Source organism: Laedolimicola intestinihominis (assembly GCF_040096155.1).
GTDB lineage: Bacteria > Bacillota > Clostridia > Lachnospirales > Lachnospiraceae > Laedolimicola > Laedolimicola intestinihominis.
Genome location: NZ_JBBMFE010000009.1, coordinates 1 through 16,709, shown reverse-complemented (window position 1 = coordinate 16,709; position 16,709 = coordinate 1). Strand labels below are relative to the sequence as shown.

The following is a 16,709-nucleotide window of genomic DNA, read 5'->3' as shown; positions in this document are numbered from 1 at the left end:
CAGACCTGTGAAGCGGTTTTGTTTTCCTGAAAATTCTTTCTATATAAGATTATTTCTCCGCATCCTGCAGATACTTCTTGATCGCCGCGAAGCTCTCCTCGCTGATATCGTGCTCCATCCGGCAGGCGTCTTCCACAGCCACATCCTGGGATACGCCCAGGCTGATGAGCCAGTTGGAAATGACAGAATGGCGCTCATACACAGTTGCCGCCAGCTTCAGGCCTTCTCCGGTCAGGGAAAGATAGCCCTCCTCGGAAACATTTACATAGTTCTTCTGGCGTAGATTCTTCATGGCCACGCTGACGCTGGGCTTGGAATAGCCGAGCTCATTGGCCACGTCGATGGAACGCACCTGGGCTTTGTGCCTGCTTAAGATAAGGATTGTCTCCAGATAATCCTCTACCGATTCCTCGGATTTATGCCGCTGATAATTCATATAGTAGTAATCTCCTTCTCCATACTCAGGATTTATTTCCTGAAATTCACGTATTTATAATATTTAAAGTTTAACATTTTGCCGAAAGAAAGGCAAGCATTTAATCGGAATGTAAAAGATAGGATTTATCAGGTGGTTTCCCGGCGTATTCCGGCGTATTTTCAAAGAAAATGCTTGACATGCTTAGGGTTGGCATGATATGATATCAGGGCGAATGGAAGTAGGCCTTTTTTTTATGCCTAAAAAACGACAGTTTAGATATGCCGGCATGCGTATCGAGGCTGTTCAGCAAGCAAAAAATAAGCGGAGGTGGAAGTCGTGCGCGTAAAGATCACATTGGCATGTACGGAGTGCAAACAGCGTAACTACAACATGACAAAAGAGAAAAAGAATCATCCGGATCGGATGGAGACCAACAAGTACTGCAGATTCTGCAGAAAGCACACACTGCACAAAGAAACAAAATAAGATGCAGGAAAGGATAGTGGGACGATGAGCGAAGCAGCAGAAAAGGCCACTAAGAGCACCAATAAACCGAAGAAAAGCTGGTTCAAGGGTCTGAAAGCCGAGTACAACAAGATTGTATGGCCGGACAGAAAGACCGTGATAAGACAGACCGTAGCCGTAGTGCTTACATCGATTGTCCTGGGAGTTGTAATTAAGCTTCTGGATATTATCCTGTCTTATGGAATCGATATGCTGATTAGTTTATAGGAGTGAGAAAATGGCAGAGGCAAACTGGTATGTAGTTCATACCTATTCCGGATACGAGAACAAGGTTAAGGCCAACATTGAGAAAACAATTGAAAACAGACACCTGGAGGAGCAGATTCTCGAAGTGAGAGTTCCGCTGCAGGACGTAGTTGAGATGAAGAACGGTGCCAGAAAACAGGTTCAGAAGAAGATGTTTCCGGGCTATGTTCTGATTAACATGGTGATGAATGACGACACCTGGTACGTTGTGCGCAATACCCGTGGTGTGACCGGCTTTGTCGGACCGGGATCAAAACCGGTACCTCTGACAGAAGAGGAAATGCGGCCGCTCGGAATCCAGTCTGAAAATGTCGTAGTAGATTTCAAGGAAGGCGATACCGTTACGGTTACAGGCGGCGTATGGGCCGACACGGTAGGAGTTATCCAGGATATCAATCAGGGTAAGCAGTGCGTAACCATCAACGTGGATCTGTTCGGCAGAGAAACGCCGGTCGAGATCAGCTTTTCAGAAATCAAAAAGATGTAAGGTATTACATCAGAACACGAAACTATCAAATGTAGAAGCATGTGGGAGGGAGAAACCCAAATGCCCGCAATTACCACAAGGAGGTGCCTAAAATGGCAAAGAAAGTAACAGGTTATATTAAATTGCAGATTCCTGCTGGAAAGGCAACACCGGCTCCGCCTGTAGGTCCGGCTCTCGGACAGCACGGCGTGAACATCGTAGAGTTCACAAAGCAGTTCAATGCTAGAACCGCAGATCAGGACGGAATGATTATTCCGGTTGTTATCACAGTTTACGCAGACAGATCTTTCAGCTTCATCACAAAGACTCCGCCTGCAGCAGTTCTGCTGAAGAAGGCATGCAAGATTCAGTCCGGTTCCGGTGTTCCGAACAAGACTAAGGTTGCTACCATCAGCAAGGCTGAGCTTCAGAAGATCGCTGAGCTTAAGATGCCGGACCTGAACGCAGCAAACGTTGATTCCGCGATGAGCATGATCGCAGGAACCGCTCGCAGCATGGGCATCGTTGTTGAGGACTAATCGAAACTGTTATAGCAAATGTTGTACGTGGGAGGGAAAACCCTGAATCCCGCAATTACCACCAGGAGGTTATTTAATATGAAACATGGAAAGAAGTATGTTGAGGCTTCTAAGCTCTACGACAAACAGACTCAGTATGATAGAGATGAGGCAGTAGCTATCGTAAAGAAGCTTGCTACCGCAAAATTTGATGAGACCATCGAGGCTCACATCCGTACAGGTTGTGACGGACGTCATGCAGATCAGCAGATCCGTGGCGCTGTTGTACTTCCGCACGGAACCGGTAAGACTGCACGTGTGCTGGTATTCGCAAAGAACGCAAAGGCAGATGAGGCACTGGCAGCAGGTGCAGATTTCGTTGGAGCAGAGGAACTGGTTCCGAAGATCCAGAACGAAGGATGGCTTGATTTCGACGTAGTTGTAGCTACCCCGGACATGATGGGCGTTGTAGGACGTCTGGGACGTGTACTTGGACCCAAGGGTCTGATGCCGAACCCGAAGGCCGGAACTGTAACTATGGACGTTACCAAGGCAATCCAGGAAATCAAAGCTGGTAAGATTGAGTATCGACTGGACAAGACTAACATTATCCACGTGCCGATTGGAAAGGCTTCCTTCACAGAGGAGCAGTTAGCGGACAACTTCCAGACGCTGATCGATGCAATCAATAAGGTTAAGCCGGCAGCTGTAAAGGGCCAGTACCTGAAGAGCGTAACCATCGCTCCGACCATGGGACCGGGCGTAAGACTGAACACAGCAAAGCTTGGTTAATCAAAAAAATTGGTTGACATTCATAAAAAGATATGCTATGCTTTCATAGCATGTAACACGACCCGAAGACAGCAGGTGCCGCAAGGCATAAGTTGAATACGCCTGCCGAGGACGATATGCATTCACTTTGAATGATTTTTCGAAACCTCTCTGTCTTCCCGGCAGAGAGGTTTTTTGTATCAGGAATTCGACAAAAATCGATTCCTTCGTATATCGGGTTGGTGAACACATAGACTAATAAGGAGGTACACCACTCATGGCAAAAATCGAGCTGAAGAAACCGGTTGTAGAAGAGATTTCTGCAAATATCGAAGGTGCTCAGTCCGTTGTTCTTGTTCAGTACTGCGGTCTGACCGTAGAGCAGGATACAAGACTTCGTAAAGAGCTCAGAGATAACGGAGTTATCTACAAGGTTTACAAGAATACGATGATGAACTTCGCATTCAAGGGAACAGATTGTGAGAGCCTTGCTCCGCAGCTGGAGGGCCCGAACGCAATTGCTATCTCCAAGACAGATGCAACTGCTCCGGCACGTATCCTTGCTAAGTTCGGCAAAGAGGCACCGGCTCTTGAGATCAAGGGCGGTATCGTAGAGGGAACATACTACGACGCAGCTGGCATGGCTGAGATCGCAAAGGTTCCGTCAAGAGAAGAGCTTCTTGGCAAGCTGCTTGGCAGCATCCAGTCTCCGATTACAAACTTTGCTCGCGTTCTGAATCAGATCGCAGAGTCCAAGGCGGAGGCATAGGCTGTGAGTACTTAATGAGTGCGTAGCACGAATTTAGTACGAACGCCCACTTGGACACTTAATGAGCGCAAGCCGAAGGCACAGCGCGAATTTAGTGACCATGGTGATTCCACTAACAAAAAACGAATTTTAAAATGAAAAATCAGGAGGAAAATAAAATGGCAAAGTTAACTACCGCTGAGTTTATCGACGCTATCAAAGAGTTATCCGTATTAGAGCTGAACGAGCTGGTAAAGGCTTGTGAGGAAGAGTTTGGTGTATCTGCAGCAGCAGGTGTTGTTGTAGCAGCAGCTGGCGACGGCGCAGCAGCAGCTGAGGAGAAGGATTCCTTCGACGTAGAGCTGACAAGCGCTGGAGATTCCAAGGTTAAGGTTATCAAGGTTGTTCGTGAGGTAACTGGTCTGGGTCTGAAGGAAGCTAAGGACCTGGTAGACGGCGCACCGAAGGTACTGAAAGAGGGCGTTTCCAAGGCAGAGGCTGATGAGCTGAAGGCTAAGCTTGAGGAGCAGGGAGCTACTGTAACTCTGAAATAAGTTTATGAAGACTTATAGAGCCGGGTGGAGTAATCCGCCCGGCTTATTTTAACCTTGTGCGGTCAGGATTGCCGGTAAAAAATATCAACAAAAATATTGACCAAAATCCATAAATCTATTCAAAATCATTTTCGAAAAAAATCTCCAAAACATACAAAAAAAGCTTGACACCTATACCTCTTTATGGTATCATGTAGGATGCACTATTGTGGTGAGCTAGGCTCTGAATTCATTTTGCGTTTTTGTGCAAAATGACGAAAATAGTAGCTAACTTCCATATTAAATAAGGGGTGAACGTCAATGGAAAAGAACAGAATACGTCCGGTCGCAACCGGTAAGAACTTCAGAATGAGCTATTCCAGGCAGAAAGAAGTCCTGGAGATGCCGAACCTCATTGAGGTCCAGAAGGATTCCTATGATTGGTTCCTTCGGGAAGGTCTTCGAGAAGTGTTCGATGACATCTCTCCCATCGCCGATTACAGCGGACATCTGAGTCTGGATTTTGTAGACTTCACGCTCTGTACCGGTGAGGATGAGCTGAAATATACCATCGAAGAATGCAAGGAAAGAGATGCGACATACGCAGCTCCCCTGAAGGTAAAAGTACGTCTTTATAATAAAGAGACAGATGAAATCAATGAACACGAGATTTTCATGGGTGACCTGCCGCTGATGACGGAGACAGGTACATTCGTGATCAACGGCGCAGAACGTGTTATCGTCAGCCAGCTCGTACGTTCCCCTGGAATTTACTATGCGATTGATCATGATAAATTAGGAAAAGGCCTTTACTCCTGTACCGTTATCCCGAACCGTGGTGCATGGCTGGAGTATGAGACAGATTCCAACGATGTATTTTATGTACGTGTAGACCGAACCAGAAAGGTTCCGGTAACCGTTCTGGTTCGTGCGCTGGGTTATGGAACAAACCCGGAGATTATCGATCTGTTCGGCGAGGAGCCGAAGATCCTGGCAACTCTGGCCAAGGATACCGCAGAAAGCTACCAGGAGGGTCTGCTGGAGCTGTATAAGAAGATTCGTCCGGGCGAGCCGCTGGCGGTAGACAGCGCAGAGAGTCTGATCATGAGCATGTTCTTCGATCCGAGAAGATACGATCTGGCCAAGGTTGGACGTTATAAGTTTAATAAGAAGCTTCTGCTTCGTAACCGCATCACAGGTCATGTACTGGCGGAAGATGTGGTAGATACACAGACCGGAGAGATCCTGGCTGAGGCCGGTACCGAGGTAACCCGCGAGCTGGCAGACGAGATTCAGAACGCGGCAGTACCGTTCGTCATGATTCAGACCGAGGAGCGCGACGTACGTGTCATTTCCAGTATGATGGTAGACCTGCGCCACTATGTGGACGTGGATCCGGAAGAACTGGGTGTTACAGAATTAGTATATTATCCGGCTCTGAAAAAGATACTGGAAGAAAATGAAAGCATCGAGGATATCAAGGAAGCAGTTAAGCGCGAGATCCACGATCTGATTCCGAAGCATATTACCAAGGAAGACATTATTGCTTCCATTAACTATAACCTGCATCTGGAGTATGGCATCGGTAATGAGGACGATATCGACCATCTGGGCAATCGTCGTATCCGTGCGGTAGGCGAGCTGCTTCAGAACCAGTACCGCATCGGTCTCTCCAGAATGGAGCGTACCGTACGCGAGCGTATGACCACACAGGATCAGGACAATATTACACCGCAGTCCCTGATCAATATTAAGCCGGTCACTGCAGCAGTGAAGGAGTTCTTCGGATCTTCCCAGCTGTCACAGTTCATGGACCAGAACAACCCGCTGGGCGAGCTGACACATAAGCGTCGTCTGTCCGCACTGGGACCGGGCGGTCTGTCCAGAGATCGTGCGGGATTCGAGGTTCGAGACGTACATTACTCCCATTACGGAAGAATGTGCCCCATCGAGACCCCTGAGGGACCGAACATCGGTCTGATCAACTCTCTGGCATCCTATGCAAGAATTAACGAGTATGGATTTATTGAGACTCCGTACCGTAAGATTGATAAAGCAGATCCGAAGAATCCGCGTGTCACAGACGAAGTAGTCTACATGACCGCAGACGAAGAGGATAACTATCATGTAGCACAGGCAAATGAGCCGCTGGACGAAGAGGGACACTTCATTCATAAGAATGTATCCGGTCGTTACCGTGAGGAGACCCAGGAGTACGAGCGCTCCATGTTCGATTATATGGACGTGTCTCCGCGAATGGTATTCTCCGTAGCTACGGCGTTGATTCCGTTCCTGCAGAACGATGACGCGAACCGTGCGCTGATGGGATCCAACATGCAGCGTCAGGCCGTACCGCTTCTGACCACAGAGGCTCCGGTAGTCGGAACGGGCATTGAAGTTAAGACCGCAGTCGACTCCGGTGTGTGTGTGGTAGCAAAGCATGACGGTGTGGTAGAGCGCTCCGTATCCAATGAGATCACCATCAAGTGTGACGATGGAACCAAGGATGTATACCGTCTGACCAAGTTCTCCCGAAGCAACCAGAGCAACTGCTACAACCAGAGACCGGTTGTATTCAAAGGCGACAAGGTAAAGAAGGGCGACGTAATTGCGGATGGTCCTTCCACCTCCGGCGGAGAGCTGGCTCTCGGTAAGAATCCGCTGATCGGATTCATGACCTGGGAAGGTTACAACTACGAGGACGCCGTACTTCTTAGCGAGCGTCTGGTAGAGGATGATGTATACACCTCTATTCATATCGAGGAATATGAGGCAGAGGCCCGTGATACCAAGCTGGGACCGGAAGAGATCACAAGAGACGTTCCGGGCGTGGGCGACGACGCGCTGAAGGATCTGGACGAGCGCGGAATTATCCGTATCGGCGCTGAGGTCCGCGCAGGCGATATTCTGGTAGGTAAGGTTACTCCCAAGGGAGAAACTGAGCTGACCGCAGAGGAGAGACTGCTGCGTGCCATCTTCGGTGAGAAGGCCCGCGAGGTGCGTGATACCTCCCTGAAGGTACCCCACGGCGAGTATGGTATCGTCGTAGACGCGAAGGTATTTACCAGAGAGAACGGCGATGAGCTGTCTCCGGGTGTAAATCAGTCCGTTCGTATCTACATTGCTCAGAAGCGTAAGATCTCCGTAGGAGATAAGATGGCAGGCCGTCACGGTAATAAGGGTGTCGTTTCCCGTGTACTTCCGGTAGAGGATATGCCGTTCCTGCCGAACGGACGTCCGCTGGATATCGTTTTGAACCCCCTGGGCGTACCGTCCCGTATGAATATCGGACAGGTCCTGGAGATTCACTTAAGCCTGGCTGCCAAGGCCCTTGGCTTCAATGTATCCACACCGGTATTCTCCGGCGCGAACGAGAGCGATATCATGGATACACTGGATCTGGCAAATGATTATGTAAACCTTCCGTTTGATGACGCAGAGGCGGCTGAATGGAAGGAAAGAGGCGAGGAGACCACAGCAGACGGAAGACCGTGGAGTGGTGAGACCTTCCTCGGCATTCACGGCGAGGAACTGCATCCGGAGGTAACACAGTACCTGGATGAGAACCGTGAGCATAGAAAGCTCTGGAAGGGTGTTCCCATTTCCAGAGACGGTAAGGTGCGGCTGCGTGACGGACGTACAGGCGAGTACTTTGACGGCGCTGTAACCATCGGTCACATGCATTACCTGAAGCTGCATCACCTGGTAGATGATAAGATTCATGCCCGTTCCACAGGACCGTACTCCCTGGTTACTCAGCAGCCGCTGGGTGGTAAGGCACAGTTCGGTGGACAGCGTTTCGGAGAGATGGAGGTGTGGGCTCTGGAGGCCTATGGCGCATCTTACACCCTGCAGGAGATTCTGACCATGAAGTCTGACGACGTTATCGGACGTGTGAAGACCTACGAGGCCATTATCAAGGGCGACAATATTCCGAAGCCGGGTATTCCCGAGTCATTCAAGGTACTTTTGAAAGAGCTTCAGTCTCTGGGACTGGATGTTCGCGTACTGCGGGATGACAATACAGAGGTCGAGATCATGGAGACCAGCGAGTACGGTGACAGCACCGATATCCGCTCCATCATCGAGGGAGACCGCCGCTTCAAGGATGATGAGGATTCCTATGGCGATTACGGCTTCAGCAAGCAGGAGTTTGCCGAGGACGGAGAACTGGTTGATATCGAGGAGGAGCCGGACGATTCAGATGAGGATTTCTCTGATTTCGACGGAGATTTTGAAGAAGAATAAGGAAGGGAGTGCCATTCATGCCAGAAACAACGAATCAGGCTGTATACCAGCCGATGACATTTGACGCGATTCGTATCGGACTTGCGTCCCCGGAGAAGATCCGGGAGTGGTCCAGAGGCGAGGTTAAAAAGCCTGAAACCATCAATTACAGAACCCTGAAACCGGAAAAAGACGGCTTATTCTGTGAACGAATCTTCGGACCCAGCAAGGACTGGGAGTGCCACTGCGGAAAGTACAAAAAGATTCGCTATAAAGGCGTAGTCTGCGACCGTTGTGGAGTAGAGGTTACAAAGTCTAACGTCCGCCGTGAGCGTATGGGCCACATCGAGCTGGCCGCTCCGGTGTCTCATATCTGGTACTTCAAGGGCATTCCCAGCCGTATGGGACTGATCCTTGACCTGTCTCCGCGTACATTGGAGAAGGTTCTGTACTTTGCGTCCTACATCGTACTGGACGCAGGCGATACCGAGCTGCAGTACAAGCAGGTATTGTCTGAGAAGGAGTACCAGGATATGCGCGAGAAGTATGGCAGCCGCTTCCGCGTAGGTATGGGCGCAGAGTCCGTAAAGGAGCTTCTGCAGGCCATCGATCTGGAAAAGGAGTCTGTGGAACTGAAGGCAGGCCTGAAGGATGCCAGCGGACAGAAGCGTGCCCGTATCATCAAGCGTCTGGAGGTCGTAGAGGCCTTCCGCGAGTCCGGTAATAAGCCGGAGTGGATGATTCTGGATGCGGTTCCGGTTATTCCGCCCGATCTGCGACCCATGGTACAGCTGGATGGTGGACGTTTCGCTACCTCTGACCTGAACGACCTGTACCGCAGAATTATCAACAGAAATAACCGACTGACCCGCCTTCTTGAGTTAGGTGCGCCGGATATTATCGTCCGCAACGAGAAGCGTATGCTGCAGGAGGCTGTAGACGCCTTGATCGATAACGGACGTCGTGGCCGTCCTGTCACCGGCCCGGGCAACAGAGCCCTGAAGTCTCTGTCTGACATGCTGAAAGGTAAGTCCGGACGTTTCCGTCAGAACCTGCTGGGTAAGCGTGTTGACTATTCCGGACGTTCCGTTATCGTCGTAGGTCCGGAGCTGAAGATTTATCAGTGCGGTCTTCCGAAGGAGATGGCCATCGAACTGTTCAAACCCTTCGTTATGAAGGAACTGGTACAGAACGGTACCGCGCATAATATCAAGAGCGCTAAGAAAATGGTAGAGCGTCAGGTACAGCCGGAGGTATGGGATGTACTGGAAGACGTCATCAAAGAGCATCCGGTTATGCTGAACCGTGCTCCTACCCTGCATCGTCTTGGTATCCAGGCCTTCGAGCCGATTCTGGTAGAAGGTAAGGCTATCAAGCTGCATCCGCTGGTTTGTACCGCGTTCAACGCGGACTTCGACGGAGACCAGATGGCAGTGCACCTTCCCCTGTCCGTAGAGGCGCAGGCGGAGTGCCGTTTCCTGCTGCTCTCCCCGAATAACCTGCTGAAGCCGTCTGACGGCGGTCCCGTAGCCGTACCGTCCCAGGATATGGTCCTTGGTATCTATTACCTGACCCAGGAGCGTCCGGGAAGTGAAGGCGAAGGCAAGTTCTTCAAGAACCTGAACGAAGCCATCCTGGCTTATGAGAATAAAGTCATCCGTCTGCAGTCCAGAATCAAGGTCCGCGTAACCAGAACCCTGGCTGACGGAACTGAGATGACCGGTATCGTAGAGTCCACGCTGGGCCGTTTCCTCTTCAACGAGATTCTGCCGCAGGATCTGGGCTTTGTAGATCGTACTGTTCCGGGCAATGAGCTGGTACTGGAGGTTGATTTCCACGTAGGCAAGAAGGGTCTGAAGCAGATTCTGGAGAAGGTTATCAATACCCACGGAGCCACCAGAACCGCAGAGGTACTGGACGATATCAAGGCGATGGGATACAAGTATTCCACCCGTGCGGCTATGACCGTATCCATTTCCGATATGACCGTGCCGCCTGAGAAGCCGGAGCTGATCAAGAAGGCACAGGATACCGTAGATAAGATTACACGTAACTACAAGCGTGGTTTGATTACCGAGGAAGAGCGTTATAAGGAAGTTGTTGAAACCTGGAAGGATACCGACGCTATCCTGACCAAGGCACTGCTGGACGGTCTGGATCGTTACAACAACATCTACATGATGGCTGACTCCGGAGCCCGTGGTTCCGATAAGCAGATCAAACAGCTGGCCGGTATGCGTGGACTGATGGCGGATACCACCGGTCACACCATCGAGCTTCCTATCAAGTCTAACTTCCGTGAGGGTCTGGACGTTCTGGAGTACTTCATGTCAGCGCATGGAGCTCGAAAGGGTATGTCCGATACCGCTCTGCGTACCGCGGACTCCGGTTACCTGACCCGTCGAATGGTAGACGTATCTCAGGATTTGATTGTCCGTGAGGTTGACTGCTGCGAGGGCAAGGGTGAAATCCCGGGCATGGTAGTAAAGGCCTTTATGGACGGCAAGGAAGAGATCGAGAGCCTGCAGGATCGTATTACCGGACGTTTCGCCTGTGAGACTGTATACGACAAGGACGGCAATGTCATCGTCAAGGCAAATCATATGATTACCCCGAGACGTGCAGCCGCTATTATGAAAAATGGCGTGGATAAGGACGGCAACCCCATTGACAGCCTGAAGATCCGTACCATTCTGACCTGTAAATCACACATCGGTGTGTGCGCGAAGTGCTACGGCGCGAACATGGCAACCGGCGAAGCTGTACAGGTAGGTGAGGCAGTTGGTATCATCGCTGCTCAGTCTATCGGTGAGCCGGGTACACAGCTGACCATGAGAACCTTCCACAGCGGCGGTGTCGCAGGTGGAGATATCACACAGGGTCTTCCCCGTGTCGAGGAGCTTTTTGAGGCCAGAAAGCCGAAGGGACTTGCAATCATCACTGAGATTGCCGGAACCGTTACCATTCTGGATACCAAGAAGAAGCGCGAGATTCAGGTGACAGGCGAGGACGGCGAGTCCAAGGTATACCTGATTCCCTACGGCTCCCGTATCAAGGTACAGGACGGCCAGGTACTGGAGGCCGGCGACGAGCTGACGGAAGGTAGCGTGAACCCCCACGATATCCTGAAGATCAAAGGCGTACGTGCCGTACAGGATTACATGATCCGCGAGGTTCAGCGTGTATATCGTCTGCAGGGTGTAGAAATTGCCGACAAGCATATCGAGATGCTGGTACACCAGATGCTGAAGAAGATTCGTATCGAGGACAACGGAGATTCCGATTTCCTGCCGGGTACTCTGGTAGATATTCTGGAGTTCGAGGATGCCAACGAGCGTCTGCTCGCAGAGGGCAAGCAGCCCGCAGAAGGAAAGCAGATTATGCTTGGTATCACCAAGGCATCTCTGGCTACCAACTCCTTCCTGTCCGCTGCATCCTTCCAGGAGACCACCAAGGTTCTGACCGAGGCTGCTATCAAGGGTAAGGTTGACCCGCTGATTGGTCTGAAGGAGAATGTACTGATCGGTAAGCTGATTCCTGCCGGAACCGGTATGAAGCGTTATCAGAATGTAAAACTGGATACCGATATGGACGAAGAGGCTGAGCTGGACTTCGACGAGGACATCGATCTGGATGAAAGTCTGGAGCTGACTGAGGACGGAGCTGAGGATGAGGCTGCTGTAGAGGCAGAGGAGACCGAGGAGCCGGTTGAGTTATAAGAGCCTGTATCAGAGATAAAGGATGCATTAGAAAACTGCTGTTTCACGAAAATGTGGGACAGCAGTTTTTTTAAATGCAATAAAAAACGCACCCGCCCGGTTTCCCACTGGAGCCAGTGGAAAAACGGGGGATGCGAGAATGTTTGGAATTATTTCCCGGGCAGGATGTCAGTCTACATAATGAATCCAGTTGGAATTCTCGGAAATATGATGTATCTGGAAGGACGGATGCTTCAAAAGCAGTACGCCGTTGACGCCGATAACTGCGATGAGCACACCTGCCAGGAAAGCCGGATGCATTACATGAACGCCGAACAGGATGGAAGATACATTTGCTGTGACAATGCCTGCAAAGGTAATCAGATGCATAACTTTTTCAATCGTAGATTTTGTTCTCATAATAAACACCTCTCTATAGTTGACAGTATAGGAGGTGTTTGTTAGGTTTCAGGTGTATTTGTGTAAAGAGATTGTAAAGCTTCCGAAAAAAATCAGAGAAGGCTTACAAAGCTTAATGGCCGAGGATCAGGGCGAAATAGCCCCAGTCCCAGAGGGGATCTTCAAAGCTGTTTTCCAGGTATTCGAAAATGTCTTCTTCATTGTAGCCGGTCATACGGTTCAGGATGACGATGTAGCTTCGGACCGTCTCGTAGGAAAGTGGCTGCCTGCCACCCTGAAGCCAGGCCAGGAACAGGCTGTGGCGGATGACGGCATAGGTCAGGACGATCCATTCCAGATGGAGAAGCAGTGTCGTGAGCGTGAGGTCGCTGCCGGGGAGCAGGAAACCGGAGTAGAGCTCATTTTCCAGGTAATGGAACAATAAGGGGCGCCAGGCGGTGAAATCCTGTCGGAATGCGTCCCAGTCACGGAGCAGTTCTTCTTCGTCGCAGCCTTCGGAAAGTTCCTCTGTCAGCCGGATAATCGGTTCCAGATAGCCGGAATACAGGCCTTCCTTCCGGTAATTCACGGCCAGATCCTGTAAAAGCTCGTTGCACTCGTCCAGGGTGTCCAGGGGCGGCAGATCGATATTGGAGATGGCGTCGCGGAGTTGTGCGCGGGAACTATCGGAAAAGTATTCGGTGATATGGGCGTCGTCCAGAGTATCAATCCGGTTCAGTTCCTGAAGGATATAGGAGAGCTCCAGCAGGGCCTGCTCCGGGGTATCCTTTTCCGGCGCCCGGTGGCTTAAATCCAGCAGACGGATGCTCTCTGAACGCAGACGGAACAGAAGTCGGGTTCGTTCGGAGGGCAGCTCTTCCGGCATCGGCTCCGGAAAGGTAAGCCCATCCATTTCCCGCCAGATATCCAACACCGCCGGACAGGCAGCCATCAGGCTCTCTTCTTCATGGGTGCGGAACTTCAGAATCTCCCGGGGAAAATCCTGGCAGGTCCTGGAAAGTACTGTGTCATCATAGGTGCATACAAGTTTACATAACTTATCTGAATTTAAAAACGGACATTTGTGTTCCGGGGTCAGTCCGATGACCCGTTCGCCGTCTTTGTGTATAGTATAAGCATTCAGATTTTTCTTCTGTTCCTCCACATCAGCCGGGGGAGCCAGCTTCTTCCAGCGCCTGGCGGTGTCGTCATCCACAGCGATTTTCCATTCCTGACAGCAGGTAATGGGACAGGCTCCGGCGATGCAGGTAAAATGTTCATAGTAATCAGGACATAATCGTTTCATAGAAAATTCTCCCAGATAAATGGATGGCTCACCGGTTCCTTCCGGCAAAACTCAGGATCAATGCTATCATAAACAGAAAGCGAATACAAGCAGTTCCTGAGCAGATAGAGGCTGCATCGAAGCGTGAGATGATGAACGTCAGTTTTTCTGTGAATGAGATATTGCATTTCCCCAAAAATCTGTGTAACATAACAGATAAGAAGGGCTTTAAGAAAAGACAGAAAAGCAACGGGAGAGATAAAAGTGAAAAAGAATAAATACGAAATCGACATGTGCAACGGCACCCTGATGGACAAGCTGATCGTGTTCGCGGTGCCGCTGATGATTTCCGGTGTGCTGCAGCTGATGTTCAATGCGGTGGATATTATCGTGGTGGGGCAGTACAGCGGAAGCCAGTCTCTGGCGGCGGTGGGATCTACCACGGCGCTGATCGCAATTTTCACGAACCTATTTATCGGCATTTCTCTGGGAGCCAATGTGCTGGCGGCCCGGTTCTACGCGGCGGGTCGGGACCGGGAGATGTCGGAGACGGTTCATACATCCATTTTGGTGGCGCTGCTCAGCGGTGTGGCCATGGCATTTGTGGGCGTGGGAATGGCCCGGTGGGCGCTGGAAGTGATGGCGACGCCTGATGATGTGATTGATTTATCTACGCTCTACATGCGGATTTATTTTCTGGGCATGCCATTTTTTATGCTGTATAATTATGGTGCGGCGATCTTACGTGCCGTGGGAGATACCAGGCGGCCTTTGCTGTTCCTGATTGTGGCAGGTGTCGCCAATGCGGTGTTGAATGTGATTCTGGTGGTAAAATTCCACATGGCTGTGGAGGGAGTAGCTATTGCGACGGTAGTGTCCCAGCTTATTTCCTGCATTCTGGTGCTGCGCTGCCTCTATCGGTCGGAGAGCAGTTATCAGCTGAGGTTTTCGAAGCTGCGGATGAACGTGTCTTATCTGGTGCAGATTTTCCAGGTGGGTATCCCGGCGGGCATCCAGAGCGTGGTCATTAATTTCTCCAACGCCATGCTCCAGTCCTCGGTAAACTCCTTCGGATCCACAGCCATGGCGGGCTACACAGCGGCCAACAACCTGCTGGGCTTCCTCTACGCGTCGGTGAATTCCGTCACTCAGGCCTGTATGAGTTTCACCAGCCAGAATTATGGCGTGGGGAAATTCAAACGGATGGATCGGGTGTTGATTGACTGCGCGCTTATCTCAGTGGTGTTCGCGGGAACACTGGGAACGATTTTTTATGTATTCGGACCGGAGATTTTACAGATTTATACAAAGGATCCGGATGTTATCAAAGCTGGAATGGAAATTATTTCCATTACAACGATTCCCTATTTTCTGTGCGGCATCATGGATCTGTTCCCGGGCGCCATGCGCGGTATGGGGCGGTCGGGCGTACCGATGATTTTGTCGATTATCGGTACGGTTGGAACCAGAATCGTCTGGATCTACGGGATCTTTCCGCTGCATCGGTCCTTGTTCGTACTATTTATTTCCTATCCGGGATCCTGGCTGATTACGATTGCCATGCAGGTGATCTGCTTCTTTATCGTGCGAAAACAGGAGCGGGAGCGTTATATGTAAGATGGAAGATAGACAAGACGGATTTTATCGTATATACTGGATAGAAGTTACAGGGAAAATAAAAGGGAAAAAGAGAAAACGATCATGTTATTGGTGAAAAATGCAGAGGTCTATGCTCCGGAATATCTCGGGAAAAAGGATGTGTTGATCTGTGGCAGAAGGATTGAACAGATTCAGGATACGATCGGAGCACTCCCGGTGGAGTGCCGGGTGTTGGATGCGGCAGGCAAGCTTCTTACGCCGGGACTTATCGATCAGCATGTCCACATTACAGGAGGCGGAGGAGAAGGAAGCTTCCATACGCGGACGCCGGAGCTTCAGCTTTCAGAGCTGGTGAAGAACGGTATCACAACGGTGGTAGGACTTCTGGGTACCGATGGAATCACAAGGAGTGTGGATAATCTCTATGCGAAAACAAGAGCTCTCTGTGAAGAGGGCGTGAGCGCCTATATGCTGACGGGCGCTTACGGATATCCGAGTCCGACGATTACGGGAGAAATCGAACGGGATATCGTATTTGTGAAAGAAGTGCTCGGTGTAAAACTGGCGATTTCCGATCACCGGGCGCCGAATGTGACAGAAGATGAACTGATTCAGATTGCAAGTAAGGCCAGAGTGGCCGGTATGCTCAGTGGCAAGCCGGGCATGGTGACGCTGCATATGGGTGACGACAAGGCGGGATTGAAGCCGGTATTTCGGGCACTCAGGGAAAGCTCCGTTCCGGTTCGGATCTTCCGCCCTACTCATGTAAACCGCAATGACGCACTGTTGGAGGAAGGCTATCAGCTGCTGGAGGAAGGCGGTTATGTGGATCTGACCTGTTGTATGCATACGACTCCGGGTGACTGTATTCTGGAGGCAAAGAAGCGCGGACTTCCCACAGAGCATATCACCATCAGCTCTGACGGGCACGGAAGCTGGTCCAACTATGCGGAGGATGGTACACTTCTGGAGATTGGTGTATCCGGCGTGGACGCGATTCGAAAAGAGATTTTGTATATGGTGAAGACGCTTGGAATGCCATTGGAGGAGGCGCTTCCCTATGCTACCAGCCAGGTGGCGGAAGGACTGGATCTGCTGCCGGAGAAGGGCGTAATTCGACCGGGCGCGGATGCGGATATTCTGCTTTGGGAACCGGATTTGACGCTGGATACCTTTGTGGCAGGCGGCGAGATCTTTATGAAAGACGGAAAAGTTGTAAAAAAAGGAACCTATGAATAGGTGAAGGAAGGCAGAAAGAGCGGGGGGATAGCCCCGC

14 protein-coding genes and 1 other annotated feature are annotated in these 16,709 nt (G+C 50.7%); of the genes, 11 read left to right on the top strand and 3 right to left on the bottom strand.

Annotated features, from left to right (window positions below; all coding sequences use genetic code 11):
• Nucleotides 1–49 precede the first annotated feature (49 nt).
• Nucleotides 50–436 carry a metal-dependent transcriptional regulator gene (locus WMO29_RS10325; RefSeq protein WP_349164713.1) on the bottom strand — a complete coding sequence of 129 codons (387 nt, stop codon included), beginning with the start codon at nucleotides 434–436 and terminating at the stop codon, nucleotides 50–52.
• A 318-nt stretch (nucleotides 437–754) separates the two neighbouring features.
• On the opposite strand from WMO29_RS10325, the gene rpmG reads away from it, so the two are divergent.
• The 9 genes from rpmG to rpoC all read left to right on the top strand — a co-directional run bounded on the left by rpmG (nucleotide 755) and on the right by rpoC (nucleotide 12,171).
• Complete coding sequence (rpmG, locus tag WMO29_RS10320; RefSeq protein WP_158361839.1) at nucleotides 755–904, top strand: 50S ribosomal protein L33; 150 nt, start codon at nucleotides 755–757, stop codon at nucleotides 902–904.
• Nucleotides 905–928: 24 nt separating this feature from the next.
• Entirely contained in the window at nucleotides 929–1,150 is a 222-nt protein-coding gene (gene secE, locus WMO29_RS10315) for a preprotein translocase subunit SecE (protein WP_178039326.1), read from the top strand.
• Nucleotides 1,151–1,160: 10 nt separating this feature from the next.
• Nucleotides 1,161–1,676: a transcription termination/antitermination protein NusG gene (nusG, locus tag WMO29_RS10310; RefSeq protein WP_178039325.1), complete on the top strand. Its 516-nt coding sequence runs from the start codon at nucleotides 1,161–1,163 to the stop codon at nucleotides 1,674–1,676.
• 92 nt (nucleotides 1,677–1,768) lie between these two features.
• Nucleotides 1,769–2,194: a 50S ribosomal protein L11 gene (gene rplK, locus WMO29_RS10305; protein ID WP_178039324.1), complete on the top strand. Its 426-nt coding sequence runs from the start codon at nucleotides 1,769–1,771 to the stop codon at nucleotides 2,192–2,194.
• A 78-nt stretch (nucleotides 2,195–2,272) separates the two neighbouring features.
• Nucleotides 2,273–2,965, top strand: a complete 693-nt coding sequence (gene rplA, locus WMO29_RS10300; RefSeq protein WP_158361835.1) for a 50S ribosomal protein L1 — start codon at nucleotides 2,273–2,275, stop codon at nucleotides 2,963–2,965.
• Nucleotides 2,966–3,009: 44 nt separating this feature from the next.
• Nucleotides 3,010–3,150: a sequence feature (ribosomal protein L10 leader region), on the top strand.
• Between the two features lie 71 nt (nucleotides 3,151–3,221).
• Complete coding sequence (rplJ, locus tag WMO29_RS10295; protein ID WP_178039322.1) at nucleotides 3,222–3,713, top strand: 50S ribosomal protein L10; 492 nt, start codon at nucleotides 3,222–3,224, stop codon at nucleotides 3,711–3,713.
• A 158-nt stretch (nucleotides 3,714–3,871) separates the two neighbouring features.
• Nucleotides 3,872–4,246, top strand: a complete 375-nt coding sequence (rplL, locus tag WMO29_RS10290) for a 50S ribosomal protein L7/L12 (protein ID WP_178039321.1) — start codon at nucleotides 3,872–3,874, stop codon at nucleotides 4,244–4,246.
• A 300-nt stretch (nucleotides 4,247–4,546) separates the two neighbouring features.
• Nucleotides 4,547–8,473 (top strand): DNA-directed RNA polymerase subunit beta, encoded by a 3,927-nt coding sequence (gene rpoB / locus WMO29_RS10285; RefSeq protein ID WP_349164712.1) that lies wholly within the window; start codon nucleotides 4,547–4,549, stop codon nucleotides 8,471–8,473.
• Nucleotides 8,474–8,490: 17 nt separating this feature from the next.
• Complete coding sequence (rpoC, locus tag WMO29_RS10280; protein ID WP_349164711.1) at nucleotides 8,491–12,171, top strand: DNA-directed RNA polymerase subunit beta'; 3,681 nt, start codon at nucleotides 8,491–8,493, stop codon at nucleotides 12,169–12,171.
• A gap of 168 nt (nucleotides 12,172–12,339) precedes the next feature.
• Here rpoC and WMO29_RS10275 read toward each other — a convergent pair whose 3' ends face one another.
• Nucleotides 12,340–12,570, bottom strand: a complete 231-nt coding sequence (locus tag WMO29_RS10275; protein WP_349164710.1) for a hypothetical protein — start codon at nucleotides 12,568–12,570, stop codon at nucleotides 12,340–12,342.
• A gap of 112 nt (nucleotides 12,571–12,682) precedes the next feature.
• Nucleotides 12,683–13,855, bottom strand: a complete 1,173-nt coding sequence (fliB, locus tag WMO29_RS10270) for a flagellin lysine-N-methylase (protein ID WP_349164709.1) — start codon at nucleotides 13,853–13,855, stop codon at nucleotides 12,683–12,685.
• Nucleotides 13,856–14,125: 270 nt separating this feature from the next.
• Here fliB and WMO29_RS10265 point away from each other — a divergent pair, with 270 nt between their 5' ends.
• Together WMO29_RS10265 and iadA are read left to right on the top strand one after the other, a co-directional pair.
• Nucleotides 14,126–15,451: an MATE family efflux transporter gene (locus WMO29_RS10265; RefSeq protein WP_349164776.1), complete on the top strand. Its 1,326-nt coding sequence runs from the start codon at nucleotides 14,126–14,128 to the stop codon at nucleotides 15,449–15,451.
• An 84-nt stretch (nucleotides 15,452–15,535) separates the two neighbouring features.
• On the top strand, nucleotides 15,536–16,672 hold the full coding sequence (iadA, locus tag WMO29_RS10260) for a beta-aspartyl-peptidase (RefSeq protein ID WP_349164708.1): 1,137 nt from the start codon (nucleotides 15,536–15,538) through the stop codon (nucleotides 16,670–16,672).
• Nucleotides 16,673–16,709: the final 37 nt, after the last annotated feature.